Source organism: Acidimicrobiia bacterium (genome assembly GCA_035948415.1).
In the GTDB taxonomy this organism is placed as follows: domain Bacteria; phylum Actinomycetota; class Acidimicrobiia; order IMCC26256; family PALSA-555; genus PALSA-555.
In genome coordinates, this window is record DASZJD010000023.1 from 25,468 (window position 1) to 44,094 (window position 18,627).

Sequence of the window (18,627 nt, forward strand, 5' to 3'; positions counted from 1 at the left end):
GACTAGATCGGGCGAACGTTCTGAGCTTCCTCGCCCTTCTTCCCGGGGCCGACGTCGAACTCGACGCGTTGCCCCTCCTGCAGGGTCTTGAAGCCCGAGCCCTGGATCGCAGAGAAGTGGACGAACACGTCGTCCCCCTGCTCGCGCGAGATAAAGCCGTAGCCCTTCTGATCGTTAAAGAACTTCACAGTGCCTGTTGCCAACGGAATCCACGTCCTTCTCTTCACCGGGACGGTCCGATTGACACGACCTCGGCCTCACCCAGTCTACGCCAGAACGGCGGCCTTTGAGGCAAGGAGCGCAAGCATGGTCCTGGTTCTGGAGCGGAGGTCCGAAAATCGAGGGTGGCCGACGCAACCGTCGGGACTCGTCCCGCCGGCGGTCTGCACTGACCCCGGTCCAACCCGCGGCGTGGCCGCCGCTCCCGCCCTCGAGGCGACCACGATCCGTCACATCGGCTGATGCACGACGGGAGGCCTGTCGTGGTGAACGAGCGACCTGATATTTTCGCGATCCACGGCTGGTGATGAGCCGACGAGGTACTGCTGAGCCGACCGATTGGCCTCCGCCAGACCAACCTCCGGGCGTGCATGCGCATGAATGGCGCCAGCCAAGGGGAGCTTCGAAGGAAGACCAACCATGCGACCGTTCTCCGTTTTTACCGGTGCTCATGACCACCGTGTCGCGCTCCAGGGCGAGATCGACATGTCCAACGCGCCGGAGCTTCAGGAGGCGCTCCTGGAGCTGAATGGTGATGTCGTCATTGACTGCTCAGAGCTGCAGTTCATCGACTCGACGGGCTTGAACGTCTTAGCCAGGGTTCACAAGCGACTGGCAGCGCGCGGCGACCATCTCACGATCGAGTCGGTTCCTCCCTCGTGCCAGCGGGTCTTTCAGATTGCTGGGCTTGATCGGGTGCTCGACTTCGGTGGATCCCCGCGCCCGGGTCCCAGCGGCTCGACGCGACCAGCGGAGTGAGCCGTCCTCGGCCGATGCCCCCTTCCGGGGCGACGGGCCTTGTATCCCGGGCACCGAGGGGGAGCAGCGCACCTGGGATTTGGCGAGCCCGCCCCTGGGAACAACGGAGGGCGTGCCCGGCGATGTTCGCGTCACCGTCGACCCCAACCGCGAGGCCCCGCGGAGAGCACGTGCCCTGCTGACGGACCTGCTCGTCGAGTCCGACCAAGAGACCTCAGCGAGCCGAGCAGCCGTGGTGGTCAGCGAGCTGGTGACCAACGCTGTCGTACACGCGCGGCCGCCGGTGGAGATCAGGGCCTGCGTCAAAGGATCGGCGCTGCACGTCGAGGTGACGGACCAGAGCTCGAGTCCGCCCCGCACGCTCCGACGTCACAACCACGATCCAGGCGGCTTGGGCCTCTCGCTCGTCGACGCTCTCGCCGACCGATGGGGCTACGAGATGGGTCCCGGGAACGTCAAGACCGTCTGGTTCGAGATCGACTCGCCCTAGACGCTCAGCGAGCATCTCGGGCGTGGCCCTGGCGCGGGCGCTGAAGCGCAAGCCGGCGGGTCTGGGGGTGGTTGCCCACCTGGATCGGCGAGTCGGCGACTCGATCGCGACCTCCGACTGCGAGTCATCCGATCGGGGGCTGGGCTCATCGCCCGCGCACGCTGGCTGAGCCGTCCTCTTCGTCGCTCCTCGCTCGCCGCGATCGTTTCGACCTTCGAGGGGACGCCCGTCGACACGATGCGATAAGGCCCCACACACGGTGGCGAGAGACGCGAGGCAGCGGCATCGGTGTCGGCCCCGGCGGAAGAGTCCAACTTCCGCCGGGGCTCAACGTCACTCGTGGCTGCCCGAGGTCCCTGCCTCCGGTTGCTCACCCGCAGGGGTGTGGTCGACGTTGGCTCCGTTCGGGTCCTGGTGGTTCGGCTCGGGGTCGTTGGCCGGCTCGCTCTCGCTCCCATGCTGGGGCTCGCCTGGGTCGGGCTTCTCGGTCTTCTCGCCCGCGGGCGTGGACTTCGAGTCGGTCTGGTCCTGACCTCCCGTCGGCGAGGTCGACGGTTGGGGGGGCGGGGCCTGCTGCTGGTGACGCACCGAGGAGCCATTCCCGCTCGACGTGGCGGCCGCGATGCCGGTGGCGCCGAGACCCAGGCCGGCGGCGATGGCGATGGCACTCAGCACGCGGGTCAGCCGCGTGGGTTCGTGAGACACAGTCCTGGTCCTTTCCTTCGTGCCGAGGTGTCTCCCCGGTCGAGGAGCACACTCGGGGTCCGGGCCTGTCGCCTCGCTGAACGCCTGAACGCGCTCTCAGGCGGCCAGGCGTCAGGAGTCATTCAGCAGCGGTTCAGGTTGGTTCCGTACCGTGGAGCAGCGTCGACGACGCGAGGACTGGAGAGACGATTGAGGGTTCTGGTCGTCGAAGACGACAAGCATCTCGCCGGGGCGGTCAAGCGGGGCCTCGAAGCCGAAGGCTACGCCGTCGACGTCGCGCTGGACGGCGTCCAGGGGAAGTGGCTCGCAACGGAGCAGGGCTACGACGTGATCGTCCTGGACATTCTGCTGCCGGGCCTCAACGGCTACCGGCTCTGTGGTGAGCTGCGGGACGCGGGCAACTGGACGCCGATCCTGATGCTCACGGCCAAGAACGGCGAGTACGACGAGGCCGAGGCACTCGACACCGGTGCCGACGACTTCCTCTCCAAACCGTTCTCGTTCGTGGTGCTGTTGGCGCGCCTGCGAGCCCTCCTTCGGCGCGGGCGACCCGAACGTCCGATCCAGCTTGAGGTCGGAGACCTGCGGGTCGATCCCGCGGCGCGTCACTGCTGGCGCGCTGGTCAACCGGTCTCCTTGACCGCCCGGGAGTTTGCCGTCCTGGAATACCTCGTCCGACGCGCGGGTGACGTGGTCAGCAAGCGCGAGCTGCTCGAACACGTGTGGGACTTCGACTTCGAGGGTGATCCCAACATCATCGAGGTCTACGTCCGCCGTCTCCGCCGCAAGATCGACGAGCCCCGTGGCGCTCCGCTCATCCACACGGTGCGGGGAGCGGGCTACCGACTGAGCACCGATGCGTAGTCGTCTTGGGAGCGTCCGCGTTCGAACGACCGCACTCGCGACCGTGGTCGTCGCCGTCGCCCTCCTCGTCGGTGCAGCGACCGTGGTGCTTCTTCAGCGCAGTTCGATGATCGCCGGCGTCGATCAGACCGCGCGCACGCACGCCGCCAACCTGGCCGCGCTCCTGCACAGCGGAGCGCTGCCGCCTTCGATCAGCGCCGGCCAGCAGGAAGACTCCTTCGCCCAGATCGTGGACCGCCACGGCCAGGTCGTCGCTGCCAGCGACAACATCTCCGGCGAAGCGCCCGTCATCGCCCGGAACGGCAGCCGATCCGTCCGAACGGTACGTGTGACGACGCTCGAGGCCCAATTCCGCGTCGCGGCGCTCCGAGCCTCGACTCCGGGCAACGCCACCGTCTACGTCGGTCAGGCGCTCTCGCCGGTCAACGAGGCCACGAACCAGCTCATCACGATGCTCTCGATCGGAGTCCCGGCGCTGCTCGTCGTCGTTGCCGGAACCGCTTGGATGGTGACGGGGCGGGCGCTGAAGCCGGTCGAGGCGATCCGGGCCGAGGTCGCGGCGATCTCCGAACGCGAGCTGCACCGGCGAGTCCCCGAGCCTCCGACCGGCGATGAGATCAGCCGCTTGGCCCGCACCATGAACGCGATGCTCGCCCGCCTGGACGACGCCTACGAGCGGCAGAGCCGCTTCGTCTCCGACGCTTCCCACGAGCTCCAGAGCCCCATCGCCGCCCTCCGAACAAACCTCGAGGTCGACCTCGCACAGGTCGACCGAACGAGTTGGGTCGCCACTCGACGCGAGGCCCTCGAAGACGTGACCTCGCTCCAATCTCTCGTGCAGGACCTCCTCACACTCGCTCGGATGCCCCCGGGTAGCCAACTGCGACGGCGAGAACCCGTTGATCTCGACGACCTCGTGCTGCGCGAGGCGCAGGCAGTTGCGGAGCGGGAGCTCGTCCACGTTGACCTCCGGGGTGTGTCAGCCGGCCAAGTTGAGGGCGATCCGGGACAGCTGGCGCGAGCCATCCGCAACCTGGTCGAGAACGCCGAACGGCATGCGGTATCCACGATCACGCTGGCGGTCCAAGAGCACGAAGCCGCGGTCGAGATCACGGTCGCTGACGACGGTGCCGGCATCGCTCCCGAGGATCGGCAGCGGATCTTTGAGCGCTTCGCTCGACTCGATGACGCGCGTACACCGCACACCTCGGGCTCCGGCCTCGGCCTCGCAATCGCGAGCGAGATCGTCAGGCAGCATGGCGGCACGCTGACGGTAGCGGACAACCGGCCCGGTGCACGCTTCGTCATGCGCGTGCCTGCGGCCTCGCCATCGAGTTGATGCATCGCACCACGCTGGGACATTGCCGACCGCGCTGCCGCGTCGTCTGCCCGAGCCTCCAGCCCGTGGTCCGATCACTCGCGGACACCCTCGAGGCGACGCGGGCTGACGTCGACGGCGAGCTCGACGTCGGAGCGGCATAGACGGTTCAGCCTCTCGCGTCGCCCGCTTTACGACACCGACACACGGCCGCAACGCACCGCGTCCACGCTGAGGCTCGTGGTCGGTGCTCGAGTGGTCCGGTCTCTGCCGTGAGTCCCTCGCCCGATCCGAGTCGCGTCCGGGGCTGGCATCACGCCCGGGACCCTCCGCACGGTCAGCCGCTCGGAGGGCGCGTCACCCAGGCTTCAGAGGGACGAAGCCGGCGCGACACGCACGGCCGCTGGATATCGACCGTGTGGGGCCGCCTCCTCGACGAGTACCGGCTGGCGAGCTCACGAGTGTCGGGTCAGGGGGAGGCCTCAGAACAGGATCGACGGAAGCCACGAACCGGCCGGTTCGCTGTAGAGCCCGGTCGTCATCAGTGTCATCAGCTGGACGACCCGCAGCCCGTTCTCCATGCACCAGCGCAGCAGTGCACCATTGCGAGTTGGCACCAGTATCCCGGAACCCGCGTACGCGTCGGCCGCTCCGATCAGGGCCGTCACGTCCTCATTCGACTCGCCGACCGCGTGGGCGAAGAAGGCCAGGTCGCTCGCGTAGCCGCTGATTCGCCCGTCATGTTCCACGACCCGCGCCGTGCCCTGGGCGATGCAGTCGGCGAGTTCTCCGCCGCGGTGATGTCCGTGCACCGCTTCACACAGCGTGTTGCAGGGCTCGAGGTCTCCGGTCGTCGCTTGGCGTACGGCGTATCCCGGCACCGTCGCCCGAATCGGCGGGCCCTGAAGACACGCGAGCTGCTCCCTGACGTCGAAGCCGAGCTTCGTGTAGAGCGCGAACGAGCGATTGTGATATCCGGCCTGGACGAGGCGCACGCCGGGGAAACGCTGGGCTTCGGCGCGGCGCATCACGTCTTCCATCAGGTGCTTCCCGATGCTGTGGTCCTGGACCGACGGGTCCACGGTGATCGGGCCCACGCCGGCGATCGGGCACCGTTCATCGAGGAAGTTGCTGCCAGCGACTCGACCGTCGACCTCGGCGACCACGGAGTAGATGCCCGGGTTGGCCAAGAGCACCCCGAGCAGGAGCTGCGCCACCTCGGCCGACGGGAAGTCACAAGGAAAGCTGTGGGCGGCGGCGATCGACGCAAAGGCGTCGTAACAGATCCGGCCGGTGGCGCCGGCGTCGTCCGGCGCGCCGGGGCGAAGCTTCAGGGTCATGCCGAGGGTTCCTCCACGGCCCAATCCTCGCACGGTCATGGGTCGCGGCGAAGGCCTCGGGGCGAGCGCCTCGGCCGTTTCAGACTCGGGCGGTCGCCGCCGCGAACGAGGAGGTCGGCAGCGGGGCTGCGATGTGCCGGACCTCGGCCCAGTGAGGATGGCGACGGTGAGCACGGCGCGCCGACTCGAGCCGCGACCGACTCGCGGTTCGGTGGATCGCGAGTCAGCGATTCGATGCCAAGTCGCGGCCGCGCCCACGTCGAGTCGACCGGCAAGCCCAGGGCTGGGCAAGCGCCGCTCCGGGAGGCCCAGAGCGCCCTTTACGCTGGGTGTTGTGTGCTCACGGAGCGTGAGATAGGGTCCTCCGTGGGGGCAGGCAGGCCTCGGGAGGCCAGCCTGACTGTTCAGAGGCGGAATCGCTCCCCGCGACGCCCGATAGCACCCGAGCGGCCGCCGGCCAGACGGCCGATCGTCGACGCGGATTCCGGAGCGGGTGATCCGGCGTTCCGGTCGACCACGCTCACGTTCGTGTTCGTGCTTGCGCCCACCGAGTTCACGCGCTGGCGGGCGCGGACGACTGGTCCCCGCGATGTGACGGGGGACCGCCGACTTGCCACCGTCGTTGTCAATGAACGCCACGGCGTCGATCCCACGCACAGCGTGATGCTGGAGGTCACCGGCTCAGCCGACGCCGTGCGCACCTTCGCGCAAAGCGTGGCGATCGATACCGTCCAGCGGGGCCACCTGCGACGTCGCCTCGTTCGGCGATAGTCAGAGGCCGGCTCGCGGCCCCGGGACTCGCCCTCAAGCCCGTTCGAGGAGCTCGAGGGCTCGCGCGGCTCTCCACGAACCTCAGCTGGTGGGGCGCTCGGATTGCCCGGTCCAGCCTCAGTGCTGACCCCTGAACGGATCCTCGGGGAATTCGAGTCCTCGAGCGAGCCACGCGTTATCGTCCGGCGACGCTCGGGCCGGTCGAGCGCTCCGATCGACCCGCGACGAGGTGCCAGGGTTGAAACCGAGGATGTCAAGGACGGGACTCCGGCTCGGCGGAGCGTTGGCTGCGGCCGCCCTCGGCGCAGGCCTGGTAGCCGGGCTCGGCACTTCGGCTGGCGCGGCACCCGTCTCGACGCCCTTCACGACGCCAGGGGCGGCGTCGTTCCCCGTGCCCACGGGCATCTGCTTCGTGACGATCTCCGCGGACGGCGGCCATGGTGGATCAGGCTCCCAAACCGGCGGTGCGCCCCAAGCGGCCGGCGGCACTGGCGCGGCGGTGCTGGCCCGAGTCGCGGTCACACCGGGCAGCACGCTCGGCGTGCTGGTCGGTGGAGGAGGCGGCACCGCCAACGGCTTAGTCGTCGCCCCGGGCGGGATTGGAGGCGGTGGCGGCGGCGGGACCAACGTCGCTCTCTCCGGTGGCGGTGGCGGCGGCGCCTCCGCGGTCTCCACCTCGACGGGCGTGCCCCTCACCGTCGCGGGCGGCGGCGGCGGCGGCGGAAGCGTGAACGGCGGGGGTGCCGGCGCCGGTGGTAACGGCGGAGCAAGCGGCACCGCGGGCGTGAACGGCGCCGGTGGGACCGGCGGCGGAGGCGGCACCAGCGCCGGGGGCGGCGGAGGCGGCGGCGCGCTGACTGCTGATCAAGGCGGCGGTGGCGGCGGTGTCGCGGTCGGTGCTGGTGGAGCGGCGGGCGGCGGGAACGCAGGCGCTGGCGGCGGCGGCAACACGACCGTCGGGGGCGGCGGGGGCGGCGCGGGCGCGGGCACCGGCCACGGGGGCTCCGGCGGCACCGGTGGTACCGGCACCGGTGGTGTCGCAGCCGGTGCAGGCGGCGGTGCCGGCGACGGGACAGGCGGGAACGGCGGCGCCGGCGGCACGACCATGGGCGCCCAAGACGGGGGCGGCGGTGGCGGCGGCATCGGCTTCGCGGGCGGCGGTGGCGGCTCCATCGTGGGCGGCGGCGGTGGTGGCGGCGGCTACGGCGCCGGTGGCGGGGCGGGCGGCTTCAGTGGCGGTGGTGGCGGCTCCTCATTCGAAGCTGCGAGCGCGACCGGCGTGTCTGTAACACCCAGCGCTCGCGCTGGCGGCGGCCAGGTGACGATCAGCTACGACCCGACCACGGACAGCTGCCCGCCGGTGCTCGTCGTCACTCCCCGCTTCACCGGCTGATCCGACTGCACCCAACACGACAGCGCGTGGGCGCCGATCTGATCGGTGCCATCCGCCCCCTACGTGGAGTGCGACGCCGCGGTTCGCTGACCGTCAGCGTCACGGTGCTCGCAGGGGCTCTTGTCTTGGGGGGTGCCGCTGCGGCTCCGCCGGGACGGCACGGACGGTCCACGGGCCCGGTTGCCGCCGTCGGAGGTCCAGGCAAGCCATATGCGTGCGCTCCGTCTGCCGGTGGAAGCATCTCCGGAATCTTCGGCGACGCCAGCGCGATCGGTTGGCAAGGAAACGCGCAGGGTGTGGTGGCCTGCCTCGGCGGCAGCTTCTACGTTCAGGACGGCTTGAACACGAGCTACGGCTACGGGATCTACGACAACAGCAGCACGAATTGGACCAATGTCGATGGCTACCTGCCAGCACTGAACTCAGCCTTCCACCGCTTTGGCGCCGACATCTCGATCACGAACTTCGCCGACGAGCTCGCTCTAGGCGGCAACACGTACGTCGCTGTGTACAGCCGAGTCGCGATCCACAATCAGACCCGCGGCGTCGTTCACGCTGATCCACAGCCGTCCGCGGGCCTCATTCCCCTCGCGTCCGCGCCCCTCGACGTCGGGGCTGGGGCGACGGTCGACCACGACTACGTCATCGCCGCTGATCGCTTCGGCCACCAGTACCCGTGGCCCTCCGAGCAGGCTCTGGGCGCTGCCGGTGGCTTCGACGCCCACTTCGCACACATGCGGGACTTCTGGAACGCCCGACTCGCGTCGATCGCCCAGATCGACCTTCCGGACGCCCAGCTCGGAGCCGCATACCGGAGCGGGTTCATCTATACCCAGATCGCCCGGAGCGGCGATCACCTCAACACCGGTGTCAACGGCTACGAAAGCGAGTTCAGCCACGACGTCATCGGCATTCTTGCCAACCTGTTCACCCAAGGAGACTTCTCCAACGCCCAGGCTCTCCTCCTCACGGCTCGCGACGCGGTTGGGGCGCAGGGCCAGTACTTGGACGGGCGGTGGACCTACCCGTGGCCATGGGCGATCTACCTGCTCAAGACGGGCGACGTCGGCTTCGTCAAGGCCAACTTCTCGACCGAGGGATCGAACGGGTCCGCCACGCCGAGCATCAAAGACACGGCCCACCTCATCGCGGCGAGCCGCACCGGCCCCGGCGGGATCATCGGACGGACCTACGACATCGACACGATCGGCTACTGGACCATCGATGACTACGAAGCCCTGATGGGACTCACGGCCTACCGGTATCTCGCGCAGCGTGCCGGAGACGCCGGCGAGGCCGAGTGGGCAACCACGGAGTACGACAGCCTGTTGGCCGCGACGAACCGCACCCTGGGGGCGACGATTCGCCGGTACCACCTTCGTTACCTGCCTTGCTCAGTCTTCGAGCCCAACACCTTCAACCGCTGTGCGAACGCCGAAGACGCGAACTGGGCGGCGCCGTTCCTGTTTGGCCGCTGGGCCTGGGATGGCTCCCTCTTGGGCGCCGAGGTCAGCGGTGCCGGCGTGGACCTGATCGACGCCACGTACGCGTACGGATTCCATCGGCTGAGCGGCAAGCTGCCGCCCGATACCTTCGGCGGCTACCCCGACCACTTCTACTTCTCCACGGCGTACAACGCCGGATACGGCGGCTGGGGACTGGCCAGCCGGGAGCACCGCGAGCAAGGGATCCTGAGCTACGAGTTCATGATCCGTCACTCCCAGAGCGGCCCCTTCTCCTGGTGGGAGAGCGCCAGCAGCCCGAACCCATCATCACCGTGGATCGGCAGCCACCCTCGCAGCGGCCAGGGGTCCGCTCCACACGCCTGGGGCATTGCCAACGCGAACAAGGTGCTCCTCGACGCCCTGGTCGCGCAGCGATCGGACGGCACGCTCATCATCGGCCGAGGAGTTCCCAACACCTGGGTGCGCACCGGCAAGACGATCTCGGTCGCGAACTTCCCCAGTATCGACGGCCATCGACTCGGCGTGACCGTGTCAGTCCACGATCGGACCGTGACGCTGACCCTGACCGGCGACCGGCCGGTCGGCCCGGTGCTGTTCCAGCTTCCAGCCTTTGTCCACAACCTGCGGCACGCCGGGCCCGGGAACGTGGACGATCGCACCGGGACCGTGGCGCTTCCCTCGGGGGCCACACACACGACCGTGGACCTGGCTCACGACGTGTGACCGAGAGCTTGCACGCCGGGTCGTGGTCCTGGGGTCGCCATCAGCGAGGCGAGCGACGGAACCTGGTTGCGTCGCCCCTGACACGTGGACCCAAGACCGGCGTCGCCCCGCCAGTGGCTCGCGATTGATTGGACCGCGGGTCACGGCTGACCGCCTGTCAAGGCGGTCAGCCGTCGTCTCCAGCTTCCGATGGGCCACGTTTCGAGCGCGCCCTCATCAGGGAAGGACCGATGAGTTGGCATGATCTGGCTCGTCTGACTGGTGATGACTACGCATCCCGACCTCGAACCCGCAGCCCAGCGCATGGCCCGTCTGGTGCGGGCCGTGCCTGACGATCGCTTGGGGCGGCCGACGCCGTGCGAGCGCTACACCGTGGGTGACCTCCTCGATCACATTGGTGGCGCCGCGCTTGCTTTCACCGGCGCGGCCACGAAGCGACCGCTCGCGGGCGGCGCGTCGGGCGACGCCGCCAGCCTGGGTGACGACTGGCGGACCCGGATCCCGAGCGACCTCACAGCACTGGCGGCGGCGTGGGGGAGCAGCGAGGCGTGGACGGGCATGACGGCGGCGGGCGGCGTCGACCTGCCCGGCGAGGTGGCGGGCGTGGTGGCGCTCGACGAGCTCGTGATCCACGGCTGGGACCTGGCGCGGGCCACCGACCAGCCGGCCGAGTACGACGGCCCGGAGCTCGAGGCCGTCTACGGCATGGTGCAGCAGTTCAGGTCGAGCGGGATCGAGGGGCTGTTCGGCCCGCCCGTCCCGGTCGCGGACGACGCTGCCCTCCTCGATCGGATCGTCGGTCTGGCCGGCCGTGACCCCGGCTGGGAGCCTCCGGCCTGAGTCGCCAACATCGTTCGGGCAGTCCCGACCCGCTCGGCCTGGGCCCTCAGGGCTCGAACCGAGTGCCGTCGCTGGCGAGCTGGCGGAGGAACACCTGGAGCGCGTCCCTGCTCGCGGCACCCGATCGCTTCACGGGCACGGCGAGCGAGAGCTGCCGACTGAGCGCGAATCCTCGCAGCGCATGGAACAACGCGTCGTACTCGGACTGGCTGGCATCGGGTCCGATCGCTTCGGCGAGTAGTCGGCGGGTGCTCGCCTCCGCTCGCGCCGCGTGCTGAGTTACCTCCGCGCTGACCTCGGCTGACGTCTCTGGATCGTGCCGCAGGTTCAGGATGATCTGGACCCGGACCAGGAAGGTGGGGGTGTCGTAGAACCGGCCGAGGATCTCGTAGAGCGAGGCGATGCGCTCTTCGCGGGTCTCTCCCTCGACGTGAGCCGCGTTGATGTCCTCGAGAAAGCTTCGATCGAGATCGCGCACGATCGCCAGCAAGAGCGCCTCGCGAGTCCCGAAGTGGTATTGAAGGGCGCCCCAGCTGACATTGGCGCGCCTCGCGATCTCGTTCGTGCTCGACCGGTAGAACCCGACTTCAAGGATCGACGCGATCCCGGCCTCGATGATCTGGGCGCGGCCGTCAGCTTCAGCACCGCCGTTCCCGCGGCGACGCCGCGGCCTCTTGCGCGTGGCCGATGGCGTATCGCTCACCTGGTCATCCTCGGGACCGGGGCATCAAGGATCACGTTCGCCGAGACGAGCTCGTCGATCTGGGCCGGGTCGTAGCCGCATTCCACCAAGATCTCTCGGGTGTGCTCACCGCAGAGGCAGGGCCCGCGCGGGACGACTCCGGGCGTCCCCGACAGGTTGACCAAGATCCCCGGGTCTTCGAAGCGGCCGACGCCGCCTGCCCGCGTCTCGACGACGAGCTGGCCGGAGCGGGCCTCCGGATCGTCGAACAAGGCTCGACAGAAGCCCTCGTCGACAATCTCTACGGGGACGCCGGCGGCGTCGAGCACCTCGTACCACTCGCCCGCGGGGCGCTCGCGCAGAACGCGCTCGAGCGTGGCCGACATGGCCGGCGCGTCGTCCAGGGCCTCGATGTTCTGACCGAGTGCGGCGACCAGCTGCGCGCGGTGGTCCGGGCGGTCGGCGGCGATGAACAGCCAGCGGTCGTCGCCGCACCGGAAGAGGCGGTGGAAGGGGGAGAGTCCGTACTGCCCGCCGTCGACGTGCTGCCAGTCGCCCGGAGACCCGTCGGCGTGGATCCACGCGTACGACGTGTGGAGCAGCTGGGCGTTGACGATGGACGTGCTGACCGCCTGGCCCCGCCCGGTCCGTTCACGGTGGTAGAGAGCCGCCGTGATCGCGATCGCAGCGAGCAGCGCGTTGCCGGTGTCGCCCATGCCCGAACGGCTCCAGAGCGGCGGGTTGCCCGCGTCGCAAGCGCCGTCTTCCCACTCGACCCCGGCGAGCGCGGCGGCGGTCTGGTCGGTGCCCGGCAGATCGGAGCGCCGGCCCTTCTCGTAGCCGCGGGTGTTGCAGTAGACGAGGCGGGGGAAGCGTTGGTGAAGGGTCTCGTAGTCGAGGCCGAGGCGCGCGGCAGCGCCGGGCCGCCAGTTGGTCGTCAGCACGTCGGCTCGCTCGATGAGCCTGTCGAGGGCGGCCCGCGCTCGTTCGTCTTTGAGGTTCAGCGCGATGCTGCGCTTGCCGCGGTTCGTGCCGAGACCCATGTGGGTGCCCGCCCAGAAGGTGTCGTGGAGGGCGTGCACCTTGATCACATCGGCGCCAAGGTCGGCGAGGGCGCGGCCCGTAAAGGGCCCAGCGACACCGAGACCGAGATCGAGCACGCGCACGCCCTGCAGGGGATGAGCGAGGGTGCCGTGCACCGTTCGTGCTGGCAGTCCGGTCGCCGCCGAGGCCTGCGCCTCCTCGAGGACCTCCGCCGTGTGCGTCCCGGGGCGGGCCGTCGGCCCGGTCACGCCGCCCGGGGTGTCCGAGAACTCCAGCACGGATCCCACGTGGAAGATCGGCCCGACCTCCGGATCGTCGACCTCGACGACGCATCCGTCGGCGAGGAACGACTTGTCGGCGAGCGCGTCGCCGGGCGAGCGGACCGGTGCCACGCCGGTGCCGGCCTCCTCGGCCGCGTGCACCCATGCTTCCGACGGGAACCTCCGGAAGGCCTCGGCCAGCGCGTCGTGCAAGAAGAGGCCGGTGAGCAGACCTTCGGGTTCCATCGGGATGCGATCGGGGTCGTCGCGATACGCAGTGTCGAGCGCGACCGTGCTGGGGTCGTCGCTCTCCGCCGCAGCCAAGACCCAGCTCGGCCGAACCGTCCAGTGATGCACCCAGCGCCCGTCGGCGCACTCGTAGAGGCCCTCGATCGATCGCCCGTCGACGGGCCACATCCAGTAGAGGGGGGCGTCGGGGTTCTCGACCCGCTGCCAGTTCAGACACACCGCCGCGAGTACACCCTGGAGGAGAGAGGTCTCGACTCGCTGCCCTTCGCCGGTGATCTCTCGGGCCCGCAGCGCCGCGCAGATGCCCAGCATGGCGAAGTAGGCGGCGCCGACGCTCGGCCACGGCGTGCGAGGGAAGATCGGGCCGGAGCGGTCCGCGCCACGGACGAGGCCCGCGGGCGCGTCGAACTCGGGGTGGGGACCGGGCCGTCCCGCGATGTACTCCATGGCGGTGCCCCGGCGGCCTTTCTGGTCGTAGAGCAGTCCAGTACGGGCCGCGACGAGGGCGTCGAACGCCGGACGATCGCGGTGGGCTGGATGCCTCCCGTACCCCGTGATCGAGCAGGTGATCAGCCCTGGGTTGTCGGTCGCGAGCGTCGCGTGGTCGATGCCCAGTTTGGCCGTTGCCCCGGGGGCGTAGCTCTCGACGACGACGTCGGCTCTCGCCGCAAGGGCGTGGAACGCCGCTCGTCCCTCGCGCGTGCGGACGTCCACGAAGGCACTGCGCTTTCCCCGGCTCCAGACCCGCTCGCCGGACTCCGCCGACCCCGGGTCCTCGGGCGCCACCAGCCGGGTCACGAGCGCTCCGTTATCGGCCAGCAGCATCGTGGTCATCGGCCCGGCGACGCCGCGCGACAGGTCGAGCACTCGGATCCCGTCGAAGACGGCGGCCATCGCTCAGAGCTTGTAGATGCGGGCGGAGTTCCCGGAGCAGATCAGGTCACGTTCCGAGACTGGGACGTCGGCGAACTGTCGGGCGACGACCTCCTGCGAATTCGGCCATGTCGTGGCCGGGTGGGGGAAGTCGGTCGACCACAGGATGTTCTCAATGCCGACGAGGTGTCGCAACGTCAGGCCGACCTCGTCGTCCATGAACGTGCACGCAATGTTGCGATGGAAGTACTCGCTCGGCCGCAACCGGAGGCCAGGCAGGTCGTAGCGTTCGCTCATGCGGTCGAGCTGGGCGATGTAGCCGGGAATCCAAAACAGGCTGGGCTCGACGAACACGATCTGGAGACCAGGGAAGCGCTCGAGGGTGCCGGTCAGGATCCACCACGCCACGACCTCGGAGAGCCCCATCGCCGGCAACGACGTGAAGATCGCTGCCTGCGGCGTCGGGTCACGTCGGAACACTTCCCACAACGAGGGCCGAGTCCCGAGGTGGTGGCTGATGGAGATGCCCGTGTCCTGGAGCACACCCCAAAGCGGGTCGTAACTCTCGTCGTGGTAGTCGGGCAGCCCCAGCTCGCTCGGGAAGTTGGGCAGGTGGACCGAGCGGGCGCCAAGCCCGGCGAGACGCTGAACCTCCGAGACCGCATACGGGATGTCGATGATCGGTACCTGGTACGACACCGCGAGTCGGTCCGGGTCGTGCGACGCGAATTCGGTGAGGTGATCGGTGAACGCCCGGCTGATCGGGCGCCAGTCTCCGCGAACGAGCCCGTACGCCCGGAACGCGCTCACCTCCGAGTACAGGACCTCAGCATCGACGCCGTCGCGGTCCATCGCTGCGAGGCGCGCGACCGGATCCCGGTACCCCGGGTCGCGCATGGCCTCCATGTCCCAGTCTTCGAGCGACAGCGTGCGACCCCCGCGATGCTCCTCGTCGATACGTGCCTGCTCGGCGATGGCCTCGTCGAAGGGCTCGTGCATGGACCTCGGGAGGCGCTGACGAATGGAATCGAGGCTCACCGCGACGTGTGAATCAGCGGAGATGAGTCGCGTACCGGCCATGTCGCCTCCCGAGAGTCAACACCTTGGCGTACGGCCTACATACTAAGTACTATGTTGCCGTGCCGCAAGCAGATCGGGAGGCGCCCCCGCCGCGACGACCGCCCCCAATCGCGACGGCCGACAGTCAGTTCTTCTGGGAGGGGGCGGCCGACGGTCGTCTCGTGGCTCAGCGGTGTGGTGGCTGCCAGCGGCTGCGGCACCCGCCGCGACCGATGTGTCCGTCTTGCCACTCGCTCGCGGTGGAGGTCATCGCCCTCTCGGGACGCGGGACGCTCTACAGCTACGCCATCCTCCACCACCCGCAGCATCCGGCCTTCGACTACCCGGTGATCGCCGCGCTCGTCGACCTCGAAGAGGGCGTGCGGATCGTGTCGAACCTCACCCGGGTGGCTCCGGAGGACGTCCACATCGGGATGTCCTTGGAGGTCGAGTTCGAGCCGACGATCGACGAAGGCCGGGTGCCGGTCTTTCGGCCGGCGAGGGGGGCCGGGCTCGAGTGAGCGCCGCACTGCTCCCGCGCGCGGCCGCGATTGCTGGAATCGGCAGCACGGAGTTCTCGCGCGACGCCGGGCGGAGCGAGCTGCAGCTCGCCTGTGAGGCCATCCGAGCCGCCCTCGGAGACGCCGGTCTCGAGCCGGCGGACGTCGACGGACTCGTGAGCTACACCATCGATCCCGTCGAGGAGACGGAGCTCGTGCGCTCAGTCGGGTTCCAGGAGATCGCCTGGTCGAGCCGGGTGCCCTACGGCGGCGGCGGTTCGATGGGTGTCCTGCTCCACGCGGCCTCCGCGGTGATCAGCGGCGCGGCCGACGTGGTCGTCGCCTATCGCGCCATCCGGGCCCGCTCCGGCGCCAGCCGCTTCGGCGCTCCCAAGATCGCCCCGGGCCCCACCGCCGGCCACTCGGGCACGACGGCGATGCAGTGGTGCATGCCCTTCGGCGTGATCACGCCGGCGTCCTGGATGGCGCTGAACGCCACCCGATACATGCACGAGTACGGCGTGCGGAGCGTCGACTTTGGACGGGCCGTGGTCCAGCTCCGTGAGTACGCGGCAACGAATCCTGCGGCTTGGGGCTTCGGACGACCGATCACGCTCGATGCCCACCAGGGCTCGCGTTGGATCGCCGAGCCGTGCATCCGGCTCTTCGACTGCTGCCAGGAGACCGACGGGTCGGCGGCCCTCGTGATCACCCGCCGCGAGCACGCCGCCGATCTCGCGAAGGTCCCGGTCGTGATCGGCGCCGCGACCGGCGCGGGGCTCTTCGAGCAGGAGATCGCATCCGATCACTACCTCTCGGACCTCTCGGTGATGGCCGGATCCGTCGCGCTCGCCCGTCGCCTCTTCGACGGAGAGGCCGGCTTCCGCCGCGAGGACATTGACGCCGCCATGATCTACGACGCCTTCTCGCCGATCCTGCTGATGCAGATCGAGGCGCTCGGCTTCTGCGATCGCGGCCTCGCCAAGGACTTCGTGGCCGACGGCAACCTCGCCCTCGACGGTGCGCTGCCGTGCAACACCAACGGCGGCCTCATCGGTGAGGGTTACATCCACGGCCTGAACCTGGTGCTCGAGGCGACCCGCCAGCTGCGGGGCACGGCAGTCAACCAGGTGACCAGCGCGCGCACCGTGCTCGTGACTTCGAGCCGCACGGGCGCGGTCCTCACCCGGTGAGCCCCAGGTTCGGCGCTCGGGCGCGTGAAGCCAGTCCGACGTTCCGCTGCCGAAGCCGAGGTCACGCGGCCGCGGACGGCGTGGGACCGATCTCGACGATGGTGCGGCCGATCGTGGCCCGTCGGGCCATGGCGTCGAGGGCGGTGGGCAGCTCCTCGAACGGCGCACGGTGACCGATGACGGGGCGGATCTCGCCGCGCTCGAGGAGGTCGGTGAGGGCCGCCTGGACCTTCTCACCCACGGCGCGGGGGACGAGGTTGTAGCCCGAAGCCGCTCGTGCAGCCGCGGGGTCGCTCGAGTAGGCGAGGAGCACGCCGAGCACTGACACGTTGCCGAACATGAGCGGCCGGGGGACGATCACGCCCTGGTCTTCCGTCTCGATGCCGGCCGAGAAGCCGATCATCAGGTGCCGCCCGTTCCGGGCCAGGCAACGGATCGAGACCGGGAAGGTGTCGCCGCCCACGCCATCGAAGACGACGTCGACGCCCCGCCCGTGGGTCGCCTCGTTCACGGCTTGGAGCACGTCGGCCGCGGTGTGGTCCACGGTGACGTCGGCGCCGAGTTCCTTGCACAGGGCGGTCTTCTGTTCGCCGCCGGCCACCGCGATCACGCGTGCGCCGGCCACCGTCGCCAGCTGGACGGCTGCCGATCCGATCCCGCCAGCCGCCGCCTGGACGAGCACGGTCTCGCCGGCCTGCACCCGGCCCCGTTCGTGAAGCCCCAGCCAGGCCAGGTGGAAGGGAAAGAAGAAGGCGGCGGCGTCGGTGCCCGGCAGCGCAGCCGGGGCGTCGAAGGTCATGTCGGCGGTGCAGGCGACGAGCTCGGCGTGGGCCCCGACTGCACCCGCGGCGGTGGCCACGACGCGTCGCCCCTGCCACGACTCCTGGCCCGGCCCGGCCGCCTCGACGACCCCGGTCAGCTCCATACCGAGCGTGTACGGCAACGGCGGGTTGACGGTGCGGTAGCGCCCGTAGCAGCCGTCGACCTCGTTGTAGTTCAGTGCGCTGGCGGTGTTGCGGATCAGCACCTCGCCAGTCCTCGGGATGGGGTCGTCCACGTCGTCCAGCGCGAGCGCTTCCGACGGACGACCGAACCGGTGCACGCGCCACGCTCGCACGCCGCGAACCTACCGGTGGCTGCTGCTCCTCAGCGTGGGCGGCGGCCCGTAGGCCGCGGCTGCTGCTGCAGGCCGCGGAGCGCCCGATGTCAGCCCGTGAACCTGGGCGTGATCGCGAGGCTGGGCGTGACCGCTCCCGCGGGCGTCGCCGCTTGCAGCTGAACATCGCCGGGACTCCGTGGTGCGGCCCGACGAGCTTGATCCTTCGGGCTATCGCGGCTGGGACGTCCCCGACTCGCGAGCGTGGAAACCGCGACTCGCGTGTGGTTCGAGGAGCGTCGAGGTCAGAGCGTCAGGGGCTTGATCGCCGCGACCGCTTGGGGATCCGTCTTCCACACGTCAGACGTGTCGATATAGAGCTCGACCGTGTTTCCATCGGGGTCCCGAAGGTAGAGGCTTTGCGACACGGTGTGATCCATGACGCTGTCGATGGTCGCGCCTGCCGCTTCAAGCTCTTGCTTGACAGCGCGGAGTTCGTCCATCGAATCTCCGACTTTGAACGCGACGTGCGCCAGGCCCGGGCTCGTGGGCTGTGCGTTGGGAGCATCCTTGCCAACCTCCACCACGGCAAAGTCGTGATGGTTGCCCAGTGTGAAGAAGGTCATGAGCGACTCATAGCTGGCCGCGATGGGTAGCCCGAGCAAACCGTTGTAAAAGCCCTCCGATCGCTCACGATCACGGACCTGCAGCACCACGTGGCCGAGCGCCCTGATCTTCATCAGCTACCTCCCCTCCGGGCTGGAAGTCTCGTGGGCCGACCAG

18 protein-coding genes and 1 pseudogene are annotated in these 18,627 nt (G+C 69.4%); 11 read left to right on the forward strand and 8 right to left on the reverse strand.

The window, feature by feature from the left end; all coding sequences use genetic code 11:
- Positions 1-2: 2 nt before the first annotated feature.
- On the reverse strand, positions 3-188 hold the full coding sequence (locus VG869_03245; GenBank protein ID HEV3450198.1) for a cold-shock protein: 186 nt from the start codon (positions 186-188) through the stop codon (positions 3-5).
- 451 nt (positions 189-639) lie between these two features.
- Between VG869_03245 and VG869_03250 the strand changes: the two genes are divergently transcribed.
- Complete coding sequence (locus VG869_03250; GenBank protein ID HEV3450199.1) at positions 640-978, forward strand: STAS domain-containing protein; 339 nt, start codon at positions 640-642, stop codon at positions 976-978.
- A gap of 112 nt (positions 979-1,090) precedes the next feature.
- Positions 1,091-1,468: an ATP-binding protein gene (locus VG869_03255; GenBank protein HEV3450200.1), complete on the forward strand. Its 378-nt coding sequence runs from the start codon at positions 1,091-1,093 to the stop codon at positions 1,466-1,468.
- A 333-nt stretch (positions 1,469-1,801) separates the two neighbouring features.
- Here the strand turns inward: VG869_03255 and VG869_03260 are convergent, their stop codons facing one another.
- Positions 1,802-2,143 (reverse strand): hypothetical protein, encoded by a 342-nt coding sequence (locus tag VG869_03260; GenBank protein ID HEV3450201.1) that lies wholly within the window; start codon positions 2,141-2,143, stop codon positions 1,802-1,804.
- A 219-nt stretch (positions 2,144-2,362) separates the two neighbouring features.
- Here VG869_03260 and VG869_03265 point away from each other — a divergent pair, with 219 nt between their 5' ends.
- Positions 2,363-3,037, forward strand: a complete 675-nt coding sequence (locus VG869_03265; GenBank protein ID HEV3450202.1) for a response regulator transcription factor — start codon at positions 2,363-2,365, stop codon at positions 3,035-3,037.
- A 43-nt stretch (positions 3,038-3,080) separates the two neighbouring features.
- Positions 3,081-4,376 carry an ATP-binding protein gene (locus VG869_03270; GenBank protein ID HEV3450203.1) on the forward strand — a complete coding sequence of 432 codons (1,296 nt, stop codon included), beginning with the start codon at positions 3,081-3,083 and terminating at the stop codon, positions 4,374-4,376.
- A gap of 461 nt (positions 4,377-4,837) precedes the next feature.
- Here VG869_03270 and VG869_03275 read toward each other — a convergent pair whose 3' ends face one another.
- Positions 4,838-5,695, reverse strand: a complete 858-nt coding sequence (locus VG869_03275) for a GNAT family N-acetyltransferase (protein ID HEV3450204.1) — start codon at positions 5,693-5,695, stop codon at positions 4,838-4,840.
- A 528-nt stretch (positions 5,696-6,223) separates the two neighbouring features.
- Between VG869_03275 and VG869_03280 the strand changes: the two genes are divergently transcribed.
- The 4 genes from VG869_03280 to VG869_03295 all read left to right on the forward strand — a co-directional run bounded on the left by VG869_03280 (position 6,224) and on the right by VG869_03295 (position 10,888).
- Entirely contained in the window at positions 6,224-6,466 is a 243-nt protein-coding gene (locus VG869_03280) for a hypothetical protein (protein ID HEV3450205.1), read from the forward strand.
- A gap of 499 nt (positions 6,467-6,965) precedes the next feature.
- Positions 6,966-7,859, forward strand: coding sequence for a hypothetical protein (locus tag VG869_03285; GenBank protein HEV3450206.1), 894 nt, complete (start codon positions 6,966-6,968; stop codon positions 7,857-7,859).
- A gap of 26 nt (positions 7,860-7,885) precedes the next feature.
- Complete coding sequence (locus VG869_03290) at positions 7,886-10,048, forward strand: carbohydrate-binding protein (GenBank protein HEV3450207.1); 2,163 nt, start codon at positions 7,886-7,888, stop codon at positions 10,046-10,048.
- A gap of 264 nt (positions 10,049-10,312) precedes the next feature.
- Positions 10,313-10,888 carry a TIGR03086 family metal-binding protein gene (locus tag VG869_03295; GenBank protein ID HEV3450208.1) on the forward strand — a complete coding sequence of 192 codons (576 nt, stop codon included), beginning with the start codon at positions 10,313-10,315 and terminating at the stop codon, positions 10,886-10,888.
- A 46-nt stretch (positions 10,889-10,934) separates the two neighbouring features.
- Here the strand turns inward: VG869_03295 and VG869_03300 are convergent, their stop codons facing one another.
- Genes VG869_03300 through VG869_03310 form a run of 3 tightly spaced genes read right to left on the reverse strand, consistent with a single transcriptional unit; the run spans position 10,935 to position 14,995 of the window.
- Positions 10,935-11,591, reverse strand: a complete 657-nt coding sequence (locus VG869_03300) for a TetR/AcrR family transcriptional regulator (protein ID HEV3450209.1) — start codon at positions 11,589-11,591, stop codon at positions 10,935-10,937.
- Complete coding sequence (locus VG869_03305; protein HEV3450210.1) at positions 11,588-14,017, reverse strand: CoA transferase; 2,430 nt, start codon at positions 14,015-14,017, stop codon at positions 11,588-11,590. The genes VG869_03300 and VG869_03305 overlap by 4 nt, the downstream gene beginning before the upstream one ends.
- A 3-nt stretch (positions 14,018-14,020) precedes the next feature.
- Positions 14,021-14,995 (reverse strand): amidohydrolase family protein, encoded by a 975-nt coding sequence (locus tag VG869_03310; GenBank protein ID HEV3450211.1) that lies wholly within the window; start codon positions 14,993-14,995, stop codon positions 14,021-14,023.
- 140 nt (positions 14,996-15,135) lie between these two features.
- On the opposite strand from VG869_03310, the pseudogene VG869_03315 reads away from it, so the two are divergent.
- The 3 genes and pseudogenes from VG869_03315 to VG869_03325 all read left to right on the forward strand — a co-directional run bounded on the left by VG869_03315 (position 15,136) and on the right by VG869_03325 (position 16,748).
- Positions 15,136-15,309 (forward strand): annotated as a pseudogene (locus VG869_03315) (zinc ribbon domain-containing protein).
- A gap of 6 nt (positions 15,310-15,315) precedes the next feature.
- Positions 15,316-15,576, forward strand: a complete 261-nt coding sequence (locus tag VG869_03320) for an OB-fold domain-containing protein (protein ID HEV3450212.1) — start codon at positions 15,316-15,318, stop codon at positions 15,574-15,576.
- A complete protein-coding gene (locus VG869_03325; GenBank protein ID HEV3450213.1) occupies positions 15,573-16,748 on the forward strand; it encodes a lipid-transfer protein in 1,176 nt (391 codons plus the stop codon). Before VG869_03320 ends, VG869_03325 begins: the two co-directional genes overlap by 4 nt.
- Before the next feature lie 61 nt (positions 16,749-16,809).
- Here VG869_03325 and VG869_03330 read toward each other — a convergent pair whose 3' ends face one another.
- Together VG869_03330 and VG869_03335 are read right to left on the reverse strand one after the other, a co-directional pair.
- The gene (locus tag VG869_03330) at positions 16,810-17,865 is read right to left on the reverse strand and encodes a zinc-binding dehydrogenase (GenBank protein HEV3450214.1); all 1,056 of its coding nucleotides are present in this window, start codon (positions 17,863-17,865) and stop codon (positions 16,810-16,812) included.
- Between the two features lie 284 nt (positions 17,866-18,149).
- Positions 18,150-18,584 carry a VOC family protein gene (locus VG869_03335; GenBank protein HEV3450215.1) on the reverse strand — a complete coding sequence of 145 codons (435 nt, stop codon included), beginning with the start codon at positions 18,582-18,584 and terminating at the stop codon, positions 18,150-18,152.
- Between the last annotated feature and the right edge of the window lie 43 nt (positions 18,585-18,627).

Bases quoted from the DNA above. Each gene is read 5' to 3' on its own strand.
- VG869_03250 (HEV3450199.1), top strand. From the start codon at position 640: ATGCGACCGTTCTCCGTTTTTACCGGTGCTCATGACCACCGTGTCGCG.
- VG869_03275 (HEV3450204.1), bottom strand. From the start codon at position 5,695: ATGACCCTGAAGCTTCGCCCCGGCGCGCCGGACGACGCCGGCGCCACC.
- VG869_03295 (HEV3450208.1), top strand. From the start codon at position 10,313: ATGACTACGCATCCCGACCTCGAACCCGCAGCCCAGCGCATGGCCCGT.
- VG869_03305 (HEV3450210.1), bottom strand. From the start codon at position 14,017: ATGGCCGCCGTCTTCGACGGGATCCGAGTGCTCGACCTGTCGCGCGGC.
- VG869_03310 (HEV3450211.1), bottom strand. From the start codon at position 14,995: ATGCACGAGCCCTTCGACGAGGCCATCGCCGAGCAGGCACGTATCGAC.
- VG869_03335 (HEV3450215.1), bottom strand. From the start codon at position 18,584: ATGAAGATCAGGGCGCTCGGCCACGTGGTGCTGCAGGTCCGTGATCGT.